Genomic DNA, 10,554 nt, shown 5'->3' with positions numbered 1-10,554 from the left:
TCCATGATGCTGCCGGCCTTCAAGGGCGTGGACGCGGTGGCGGCGGTGGCGGGCCTGTGCAATCCGCGCGGCTTCGTGCTGGTCGATGCGCACCAGCGCAGCCCGCGCTATCCCAACATCTTCGCCGCCGGCGTCGGCATCGCCATCCCGCCGGTGGAAGCCACGCCGGTGCCGACCGGCGCGCCGAAGACCGGCTACATGATCGAGTCGATGGTCACCGCCATCGTCCACAACCTGCGCGACGAGCTGGCCGGCCGCCCGGTCCAGGCGCAGGGCACCTGGAACGCCATCTGCCTGGCCGACATGGGCGACACCGGCGCCGCCTTCGTGGCGCTGCCGCAGATCCCGCCGCGCAACGTCAACTGGTTCAAGCAGGGCAAGTGGGTGCACCTGGCCAAGATCGCCTTCGAAAAATACTTCATCCGCAAAATGAAGGCCGGCACCTCCGAACCCGTCTACGAAAAATACATGCTCAAGGCTCTGGGCATCGAACGACTGAAGGAACACGCCTAAGAATGTAGGCTGAAGGTCTGACGGGGCGCGCGCCGCGCCCCGGTTTTCCCCTGAAACTGTGGATAACTTTGTGGGTATTGCGGCAAGGAGATGTCAATTTTATGACAGATCAAGCCGCCCTGCCGGCTGCCTAATTTTTGTGCGACGCTTATTTCTATTTGTTTCAACGGCTTGCGCAGCATTGATGCGGCTGCGGCTCAAGATTGCCGGCTAGGTGGCCATCTCGGCCGCACGCCGGCACATGTGCAAAAGTTCGGGCAGGAGGTCAGGCGCCGCTCAGTCGCGCCGGTAGACCAGGTCGTACACGCCGTGGCCCAGGCGCTGGCCGCGGGTTTCGAACTTGGTGCGGATGCGGTTGGCCGGCCGCGGCGAGAAGGCGCGCGGCCCGGTGGCATTGCGCAGGCCGGGCGTCGCCTCCAGCACTTCCAGCATGTGCTCGGCGTATTCGGCCCAGTCGGTGGCCAGCTGCAGCTCGCCGCCCGGCTTCAGCCGGTCGCGCAGGACCAGGGCGAAGTCCGCCTGCACGATGCGCCGCTTGTGATGGCGCTTTTTCGGCCAGGGGTCCGGAAACTGGATGTAGATGGCGTCCAGGGAGGCGGGCGCCAGGCGCTCGCGCAGGAAGGCCTGGGCGTCCTCGGTGCTGACCCGGACGTTGTCCAGACCCTGCGCGGCCACGGCCTGCAGCAGCTTGCCCACGCCCGGGCGATAGACCTCCAGGCCGATGAAGTCCCAGTCCGGCCGCGCCTGCGCCAGAGCCGCCAGATGGGCGCCGTCGCCGAAGCCGATCTCCAGGCCGAGCGGCGCGCTGCGCCCGAAGAGCGCCGCCGGCTCCACGGGGGTGCCGTCGGCCGGAATGGCATAGCGGGGCAGGAGCTGCTCCAGGGCTTGCTGCTGGGCCGCCGTGATGCGGCCTTCCCGGCGCACGAAGCTGCGGATGGGGCGGTGGGCGGGTGGGGCGGCTTGGGTCATGGGATTCTCGTGGACTGAAACCCAGAAATTATATCCGAGCGACCGGGCGGCGCAAAACGGGCGGGCATGCCGGCATCTTGACGTTGTCCGCCCAACCATAGAAAATAATTATATGTTGATCCCTCGAAGTTTCCTGCCGAGCCGTGTGTTGGTCCGCCTCCTGGCGGCCGTGCTGGTGCTCGCCCTCGTGAGCCTGCCGCAGCTGGAGCCGTTGCTGGCTGCCGACGAGGCGGCCAGCATCGATTTGGCGCAGGCTGGCAGCCAGGCTCCCGGGAAGGTTCCCGCCATCAATGCGGACTGCGACAACCTGCAGCCGTTCGAGTTGTGGCGTCCGGTGTTTGGCGCATATCTGATGCGCTTGCCCGAGCCGGGGGCGGTGCATGCCTCCCTGGCCAGCGCCTTCGTCAGTTCCACTCCGACACCCTCTCTGCGGCCTCCCATCGCCTGATCCAGGCGGATTTTTCTCGGCAAGCACCGGCAGGTGCGGGGCCAGCAGCTTTGTGCAGGCCCGCGAGGCATTTCCATGTAAAGCATTACCCCTAGGTTTCTTGCCCACTGCCGGATGCCGACGGCTCCATGCCGCGCGGCGCCGCTTTGGCTTGGCCACTCAAACACGATACGAAGAATTGCAGGTACTCCCATGTACGGATGCTCATCAGTGCGACGCCTGCGTGCGTCGGGCTTGCTCTTGCTGGCCGTTTTGATCTTCGGCTTTGCTGCCGCTGTCCCGGTGCGCGCCGCCGAAGCCTTTTCCCTCGCCGAACTCATGCAGGCGGCCTTGCGCGGCAATCCGGGCCTGCAGGCCATGCGCGCCCAGGAAGCGGCCGCCCAGGCCGGGCTGCGCACGGCGCGGGCCTATCCCAATCCGGAGCTGGAAGTGGGCGCCGGCCCGAGCCGCTACCGGCAACTGAACGAACAGACCGGCACCAATTGGATCGTGGGCTTGGCCCAGCCCCTGGAGCAGCCGAGCCTGCGCCGGGCGCGCATCCGGGGTGCCGAGGCGGGCATCGGCGCCGCCGACGCGGCGTTGCAAGCCTATCAAAATGGCCTGCTGGCCCAGGTGAAGGCCAGCTATTACGAGATCCTGTGGCGCCAGGCGCAGCTGCGCATGGCGGAGGACGACCACGCGCTGCTGGAGCAGATCCGCAACCGCGTGAAGGTGCGGGTGGACACGGGCGAAGCGCCGCGCTACGAACTGATCAAGGCCGACACGGAGCTGCTGAACGCCAGCAAGAACCGGCAAAGCGCCATGCAGCGGGTGCGCGAGGCCCAGGTGGGCTTGCGCAACCTGGTGGGACCGGCCCTGCCGGAGGATTTCACGGTGAGCGGCGAGTTGCCACTGCGCTTGATCGATCTGCCGCCGCTGGCGAGCCTGCGCCAGGAGGTGTTGGCCCGCAATCCCGCCGTGGCGCAGGCCACCCTGGAGACGGAACGGGCGCGGGCGCGCGTGGATCTGGAGCGGCGCCTGCGCACGCCCCAGGTCACCGTCAAGGCCAGCGTGGAGCAGGATCCGGACCTGCAGAACTGGCGCCTGGGCCTGGCGCTGCCGCTGCCGCTCTGGAATCAGCGCCAGGGCGCCATCGCCGAGGCGGCGGCCAACCTCAGCCAGGCCCAGGCCTTGGCCGAGCAGCGCCGCCTGGCCCTGCTGCGTGAGCTGGATGCCGCCTACAGCCGCTACGAGAATGCCCGGCGCCAGGTGGAGATCTTCGAGAGCGGGCTGTTGCGCCAGGCCGAGGCCGCCCTCAAGGTCGCGGAGGCCGCCTACCGCTTCGGCGAACGCGGCATCCTCGATTATCTCGATGCCCAGCGCACCTTCCGCGCCGTCCGCCAGGATTTCCTCACTGCCCGTTACGAGCTGCAGGCGTCCCTCGTGGAGATCGACCGCCTGCGCACCGCCGACTTTATCGGAGATGCCCAATGATCCGTTTGACCAAGATCGCCATCGTGTTTGGCTTCGCCCTGGCGCTCGCCGCCTGTCAGGACAAGGAACTGCCCGCCAAGCCGGCCGCCCAGGAGACCGCCGACCCGAACCTGGTCACCGTGGCGCCGGCCATGCTGCAGCGCATGCAGATTGCCCCGGTGGCCCGTGCCGAGGTCAGCAGCACCCTGCGCGTGCCGAGCCGGGTCGAGGTGGACGGCCACCGGGTGGCGCGCATCGGCGCGCCGGTCACCGGCCGCCTCACCCGGGTCAACGTGTTCGTGGGCGATGAGGTGCAGCGCGGTGCCGTGCTGGCCAGCCTGAACAGCATGGAGCTGGGCGAGGCGCAGCTGACCTACCTGAAGGCCCTGTCCCAGGTGCAGCTGCAAAGCCGCGCGGTGGATCGCGCGCGGCTGCTGCTGGGCGCCGACGTGATCGGCTCGGCGGAGCTGCAGCGCCGCGAGAGCGAGCTGTCTTCCAGCCAGGCGGAGCTGCGCGCCGCCGCCGACCAGCTCAAGGTGCTCGGCATGTCGGCGGGCGCCATCAAGCGGCTGGCCGCCACCCGCGCCATCAATTCCACCGCACCGGTCACCGCCACCCTGAGCGGCACCGTCATCGCGCGCAACGTGACGGTGGGGCAGGTGGTGCAGCCCGCCGACGAGCTCTTCACCGTGGCGGACCTGTCGCACGTGTGGGTGGTGGCGGAGGTGCCGGAGCAGCAGGCCGGCCTGGTGCAGGAGGGCGGCGCGGTGGCCGTGGAGATCCCTGCCCTGCAGAACCGCCGCTTCACCGGTAAGCTCATCTACGTGGGCGACACGGTGAACCCGGAGACACGCACGGTGACGGTACGCACCGATCTCGTCAACCCGGATCGCGCCATCAAGCCTGACATGCTGGCCTCCATGCTGATCGAGGGCCTGCCGATGGCGCGCCCGGCCATCCCCGCCGCGGCGGTGGTGCGCGAGAACAACGCCGACCACGTCTTCGTGCAGACCGGTCCGACCCAGTTTCGCCTGCAGCCCGTGACCCTGGGCGAGGCGAGCAACGGCATGCGGCCGGTGCTGGGCGGACTGCGCGAAGGCGAGAAAATCGTCACCAACGGCGCTTTCCATCTGAACAACGAGCGCAAGCGCAAGGAACTGGAGTAGCGCCATGATCGAATCCATCATTCGCGGCGCGCTCAAGCAGCGCGTGATTGTGGCCGTCATCGCCCTGGTGCTGCTGGCCTTCGGCGCGATGGCGGTGCAGAAGCTCTCGGTGGACGCCTTCCCGGACGTCACCAACGTGCAGGTGCAGGTGGCCACCGAAGCGCCGGGCCGCTCGCCCGAGGAGGTCGAGCGCTTCGTCACCGTGCCCATCGAGATCATCATGACCGGCCTGCCCGGCCTGACCGAGATGCGCTCGCTGAACAAGAACGGGCTGTCCATCATCACCCTGGTCTTCACTGACGACACCGACGTCTATTTCGCCCGCCAGCTCGTGATGGAGCGGCTCATCGAGGTGGCCAGCCGCCTGCCGCAGGGGGTAGCCCCGGTGCTGGGGCCGGTGTCCACGGGCCTGGGCGAGGTCTATCAATACACCCTGGAGCGCCCCGACGACGGCAAGCGCGCGCTCAGCGTGGAGGAGCTGACCGAGCGGCGCATCGTCCAGGACTGGGTGGTGCGGCCGCTGCTGCGCAGCATCCCGGGCGTGGCGGAGATCAATTCCCAAGGCGGCTACGTCAAGCAGTATCAGGTGCTGGCCAACCCCGACCGCCTGCACCATTACCAGCTCAGCCTGCAGGATCTCTATGCCGCATTGGCGCGCAACAACGCCAACGCCGGCGGCGGCGTGCTGCCCCATTACGCCGAGCAGTACCTGATCCGCGGCGTCGGCCTGATCCGCAGCCTGGAGGACATCGGCAATATTGTGCTCAAGGAGGTGGGCGGCACGCCCGTCTACGTGCGCGACGTGGCCGAGGTCACCCTCGGCCACGAGGTGCGCCAAGGCGCCATCATCAAGAACGGCGACACCGAGGCGGTCTCCGGCATCGTGCTGATGATGCGCGGCGGCAATGCCAAGGAGATCGTCACCCGGGTCAAGGAGCGGGTGGCCGAGATCAACGCCAAGGGCATGCTGCCCGGCGGCCTCAAGATCGTGCCCTACTACGATCGCACCGATCTCGTCAACGCCGCCCTCAGCACGGTCACCAAGACCCTGATCGAGGGCATCATCCTGGTCATCATCGTGCTCTTCATCTTCCTGGGCGACATCCGCTCCAGCCTGATCGTGGTGGGCACCCTGATCCTGACGCCGCTCGTGACCTTCATGGTGATGAACCACTACGGCATCTCCGCCAACCTCATGTCCCTCGGGGGACTGGCCATCGCCATCGGCCTGATGGTGGACGGCTCGGTGGTGGTGGTGGAAAACGCCTTCGCGCGGCTGGGCGAGCGCAAGGACAGCGGCGAGAGCCGGGCGCACATCATCCTGGAGGCGGCGGCGGAGGTGGGCAAGCCGGTGATCTTCGGCGTCGGCATCATCATCCTCGTGTTCCTGCCCCTGCTGACCCTGGAGGGGATGGAAGGCAAGATGTTCGCGCCGCTGGCGCTGACTATCGCCATCGCACTGCTGATCTCGCTGGCCTTGTCCCTGACCCTGTCGCCGGTGCTCTGCTCCTATCTGCTGAAGGGCGGCGCCGAGCACGACACGCGCGTCATCGCCTTCGTCAAGCGGCCCTATCTCAAGCTGCTCGACTGGGCGTTGCGGCGCGACAAGACCGTGGTAGCCGGGGCGGTGGTGCTTTTGTTCGTCAGCGTCAGCCTCTTCCCCTTCCTGGGCAAGTCCTTCATTCCCACCATGAACGAGGGGGCGCTCACCCCGCAGATCAACCGGGTGGCTAGCATCTCGCTGGATGAGGCGATCCGCATGGAGATGGACGCCATGCGCATGATCATGGAGGTGCCGGGCGTGAAGATGGCGGTGTCCAAGCTCGGCCGCGGCGAGAGCCCGGCGGACCCGGCCGGGCCCAACGAGTCCGACCCCATCGTGACCCTGAAGCCCAAGGACGAGTGGCCGGAGGGCTGGACCCAGGAGAAGCTGGAGCAGGCCATCCGCGAGCGCCTGGACACCCTGCCCGGCGTGCAGATCGTCATGAGCCAGCCCATCTCCGAGCGCGTGGACGAGATGGTCTCGGGCGTGAAGTCGCAGGTGGCCATCAAGCTCTTCGGCGACGACCTGCACACCATGAAGGTCAAGGCCGACGAGATGGCGCGCATCCTCAAGGACATCCCCGGGGCCAAGGACCTGCGGGTGGAGCGCATCACCGGGCAGCAGTACCTGACCATCGACATCGACCGCCAAGCCATCGCCCGCTATGGCATCAACGCCGCCGACGTCAACGACGTGATCGAAAGTGCCATCGGCGGCCGCCCGGCCACCGAGATCTACGAGGGCGAGCGCCGCTTCGCCGCCGTGGTGCGCCTGCCGGAGCCCTACCGCAACAGCCCGCAGGCCATCGGCAACATCCTGCTCACCTCGCCCAACGGCGCCCTGGTGCCGCTGCAGGATCTGGCGCACATCTCCCTGGTGGACGGCCCGGCCCAGATCAGCCGCGAGCAGGGCAAGCGCCGCATCGTCGTCGGCGTCAACGTCGAGGGGCGCGACCTCGGCGGCTTCGTGGCCGAGGCGCAGCAGCGGATCGGCCAGTCGGTGAAGCTGCCGGAGGGCTATTATCTGGAGTGGGGCGGCCAGTTCGAGAACATGGAGCGGGCCATGCAGCGGCTGATGATCATCATCCCGATCACCATCGCGGCGATCTTCTTCCTGCTCTTCGTGCTCTTCAACTCGGCGCGCTACGCCGCGCTCATCATCCTGGTGCTGCCCTTCGCCTCCATCGGCGGCCTGATCGCCCTTTTCGTCACGGGCGAGTACCTGTCGGTGCCGGCGTCGGTGGGCTTCATCGCCCTCTGGGGCATCGCGGTGCTCAACGGCGTGGTGCTGGTGTCCTACATCCGCAGCCTGCGCGACGAGGGCCTGAGCCAGGCGGAGGCCATCGTCCAAGGCTGCAAGCAGCGCTTCCGGCCGGTGCTGATGACCGCCACCGTGGCCATGCTGGGCCTGATTCCCATGCTCTTCGCCACGGGACCGGGCTCCGAAGTGCAGCGCCCGCTCGCCATCGTGGTGATCGGCGGCCTGATCAGCTCCACCTTGCTGACCCTGGTGGTGGTGCCTACGCTGTATAAGTGGTTCGAGGAGAAACGGATCGAAGCTTAAAGACCCCGGTGCGCGATGCGCAACGAGCTTGGACCGCTCGCGCCCGCAAGGAGACAGTCATGAAAGAGATCAAAGCGATCGTGCAGCCCTTCAAGCTGACCAAGATCCGCAACGCCTTCCGGCATCTGAAGGGGTTTCCGGGCATGAGCGTCAGCAAGGTGGAGGGTTGCGGCGCCTGCCGGGAGGAGGCGGCGCAGGCGCGCGACGGCGTCAAGGAGGAGCTGACCGATTTTTCGCCCAAGGTGCGCATCGAGATCGTGGCGCCCGACCACATGGTCGAGGGCATCGTACAGGTCTTGACGGAAGTGGCCTACACCGGCCAGGAGGGCGACGGCATCGTCTGGGTGACGCCCGCCGAGCGCGTCATGCGCATCGGCGAGCGCATCTGCCTGGTGGACGATCAGAACCCGTAGGCCGGCCCGGGGATCAGCGCCGCCAGTGCGCGCGGAAGAGGGCGCTCTCCTCGTCGTAGTGGAAATCCAAGTCCCCGCGGTAGGCGCGGTGCAGCGCCTCGCCGATGCGGCGCGGCAGGTGGATGTCGGTGGTGTTGATGACGATGCCGTCCGATCCTGCCTCGATGTTCATGATGCGGTGCAGGGGGTGCTCCGCCTTCTCCTGCGCCTCCTCGTGGCGGGCCAGGTGCAGGATTTCCTCCTGGTGCTGCCGCACGAAGTCGCCGCTCAGCGCCAGGATGCCGGCGGGGTACTGGTCATTGATCCGGTGGCAGGCTTGGCACAGTTCCTCGTGGGCCTCGGGCGGGCGGGCCGCCCAGGTCCAGCGACCCTCGTGATAGACGGCGCCGCACTGCGGGCAGACGGTGGGTTCCGGCAGTTTGCTGCGCGTCTTGTAGGGATCGTGGACACGCTCGTGGATGGCCCGGTCGCGGCGTGGTTCGTGGAAAAAACGGTCCTTTTCGCTCATGGCGGTCTCCTTGGCGTGCGTGCGTTACGGGCTCCGATGCGTGGCGGCCCCGTGCCTCAGGCGGGCGACGTCCGGGCTTTGGGCTGCCGCTCCGCAAGTTCCTGCGGCGAGGCCGGGCCCAGGCTGGCCTCGATCTCTTCGCGCTGCAGCGTCTCCCGCTCCTCCAGGGCGGCGATCAGGCGGTTCAACGCCGGGCGGTGGATCTGCAGGACCTCCGCCGCGCGCGCTTCGGCTTCCAGCAGCAGGGCCCTGACCGCCTGATCCACCACCTGGGCCGAGCTCTCGCTGTAGCGGCGCGGCTGGGCGATCTCGCGGCCCAGGAAGGGGTGCTCCTCGCTCTCGCGCAGGTCGACCGGGCCGATCTGCTCGGACATGCCCCAGCGCGCCACCATGGCGCGCGCCAGTGAAGTCGCCTGGCGGATGTCGTCGTCGGCGCCGGAGCTCACCGTGCCCAGCAGCGCTTTTTCCGCCGTGCGCCCGCCCAGCATGACGGCGAGGCGGTCGCGCAGGTAGTCCTCCGGCAGGGTGTAGCGCTCCTGCTCGGGCAGTTGCTGGGTGCCGCCCAGGGCGCGGCCGCGCGGGATGATGCTGACTTTGTAGAGGGGGTCGGCCTTGGGCAGGAAGTAGGCGACCGCCGTGTGGCCCGCCTCGTGCACCGCCAGGCGGTGCCGCTCCTCCGGCTGAATGGCGAGAGCGCGGACGCTGCCCAGCAGCAGCTTGTCCCGCGCTTCGTCGAAGTGACGCATGCTCACCTGCGCGCTTTGCTCGCGCGCCGCGAGCATGGCCGCCTCGTTGATCAGGTTCTTGAGGTCGGCGCCGGAAAAGCCGGGGGTGCCGGCGGCCAGCTTGCCGAGATCCACATCGGGGCCCAGCGGCACCTTGCGGGCGTGCACCCGCAGGATGGCTTCGCGGTCCTGGCGATCCGGCAGGTCCAGGGTGACGTGGCGGTCGAAGCGGCCGGGGCGCAGCAGGGCGGGGTCGAGCACGTCGGGGCGGTTGGTGGCGGCCAGCACGATCACCGCCTCGTGGCCGGCGAAGCCGTCCATCTCCGCCAGGATCTGGTTGAGGGTCTGCTCGCGCTCGTCGTGGCCGCCGCCCAGCCCGGTGCCGCGGGTGCGGCCGATGCTGTCCAGCTCGTCGATGAAAATGATGCTCGGCGCATGGACCTTGGCTTCCTCGAAGAGGTGCCGCACCCGCGAGGCGCCCACGCCGACGAAGACCTCGATGAACTCCGAAGCCGAGATGGAATAGAAGGGCACCCCCGCCTCGCCGGCCAGGGCGCGCGCCAGCAGGGTCTTGCCCGTGCCCGGCGGGCCCATGAGCAGCACGCCGTGCGGCACCTCGGCGCCGAGCCGGGTGTAGCGCGCCGGGTCGCGCAGGTAATCCACCAGCTCGGACACCTCGCGCTTGGCGTTCTCCTGGCCGGCCACGTCGGCGAAGGTCACGTCCGGCACCTTGGCTTCCCGGGCGGAGGTCTGCAGGAACTGGCGCAGCTCGCCCGGACCGCCCAGGCCGCCGCTGACGTTGCGGTAGGTGCGGCGCAGCATCCAGAAATACACGCCCAGGATGAGGATCCACGGCAGGGTAGCCAGGAGCATCGCCGTCCAGCCGCCCTCCCGGGCCGCTTCCACCCGGACCTGCACGCGCTGCTGCTGCAATATGGGCAGCAGGCTGTCGTCGCCGAAGGCCGGCACGCGGGTGTGGAAGCGGCTGGCCGCTTGCTTGGCGGGCCCGATGGGGGCAGCCTGGCGCAGCTCGCCTTCCACGGCATCGCCGCGCAGGGTCACCGCGGCGACCTGGCCCTGCGCCGCCAGGATCTTGAACTGGCTGTAAGGGATCTCATAGGCGGCCTCCGTGGCCGGCTCGCGCTGGCCGATCAGATAGGCGCCCGCCAGCCCCAGCAGGAAGAGAAAGAGCCAGAGGGCCGCGGCCTGGCGCAGGTCGGTTTTGGGCGGCTCGGGCTTTTGAGTATCCGCCAT

Annotated in this window: 8 protein-coding genes and 1 pseudogene; 6 read left to right on the top strand and 3 right to left on the bottom strand. The window is 68.3% G+C overall.

Annotated elements, in window-relative coordinates; translation table 11 throughout:
* Positions 1 to 513, top strand: a pseudogene (locus G579_RS0112005) (NAD(P)/FAD-dependent oxidoreductase); the annotation flags it as partial.
* A gap of 276 nt (positions 514 to 789) precedes the next feature.
* On the opposite strand, the gene trmB reads toward G579_RS0112005, so the two are convergent.
* The gene (gene trmB / locus G579_RS0112000) at positions 790 to 1,482 is read right to left on the bottom strand and encodes a tRNA (guanosine(46)-N7)-methyltransferase TrmB (RefSeq protein WP_028990377.1); all 693 of its coding nucleotides are present in this window, start codon (positions 1,480 to 1,482) and stop codon (positions 790 to 792) included.
* 145 nt (positions 1,483 to 1,627) lie between these two features.
* Here trmB and G579_RS0111995 point away from each other — a divergent pair, with 145 nt between their 5' ends.
* From G579_RS0111995 to G579_RS0111975, 5 genes are all read left to right on the top strand, one after another.
* Positions 1,628 to 1,930, top strand: coding sequence for a hypothetical protein (locus G579_RS0111995; protein WP_155989841.1), 303 nt, complete (start codon positions 1,628 to 1,630; stop codon positions 1,928 to 1,930).
* Positions 1,931 to 2,140: 210 nt separating this feature from the next.
* Complete coding sequence (locus G579_RS17365; RefSeq protein WP_162143002.1) at positions 2,141 to 3,403, top strand: TolC family protein; 1,263 nt, start codon at positions 2,141 to 2,143, stop codon at positions 3,401 to 3,403.
* The gene (locus G579_RS0111985) at positions 3,400 to 4,548 is read left to right on the top strand and encodes an efflux RND transporter periplasmic adaptor subunit (RefSeq protein ID WP_038019797.1); all 1,149 of its coding nucleotides are present in this window, start codon (positions 3,400 to 3,402) and stop codon (positions 4,546 to 4,548) included. Before G579_RS17365 ends, G579_RS0111985 begins: the two co-directional genes overlap by 4 nt.
* A gap of 4 nt (positions 4,549 to 4,552) precedes the next feature.
* On the top strand, positions 4,553 to 7,654 hold the full coding sequence (locus tag G579_RS0111980) for an efflux RND transporter permease subunit (protein WP_028990374.1): 3,102 nt from the start codon (positions 4,553 to 4,555) through the stop codon (positions 7,652 to 7,654).
* A gap of 59 nt (positions 7,655 to 7,713) precedes the next feature.
* Positions 7,714 to 8,067 carry a P-II family nitrogen regulator gene (locus tag G579_RS0111975; RefSeq protein WP_028990373.1) on the top strand — a complete coding sequence of 118 codons (354 nt, stop codon included), beginning with the start codon at positions 7,714 to 7,716 and terminating at the stop codon, positions 8,065 to 8,067.
* 13 nt (positions 8,068 to 8,080) lie between these two features.
* On the opposite strand, the gene G579_RS0111970 is transcribed toward G579_RS0111975, so the two are convergent.
* Positions 8,081 to 8,575 (bottom strand): BCAM0308 family protein, encoded by a 495-nt coding sequence (locus G579_RS0111970; protein WP_028990372.1) that lies wholly within the window; start codon positions 8,573 to 8,575, stop codon positions 8,081 to 8,083.
* Between the two features lie 56 nt (positions 8,576 to 8,631).
* A complete protein-coding gene (ftsH, locus tag G579_RS0111965; RefSeq protein WP_028990371.1) occupies positions 8,632 to 10,554 on the bottom strand; it encodes an ATP-dependent zinc metalloprotease FtsH in 1,923 nt (640 codons plus the stop codon).

This window comes from Thermithiobacillus tepidarius DSM 3134 (assembly GCF_000423825.1).
Lineage (GTDB): Bacteria > Pseudomonadota > Gammaproteobacteria > Acidithiobacillales > Thermithiobacillaceae > Thermithiobacillus > Thermithiobacillus tepidarius.
The sequence above is the reverse complement of the archived record's forward strand: the minus strand, read 5'-3'. Positions and strand labels throughout refer to the sequence as shown.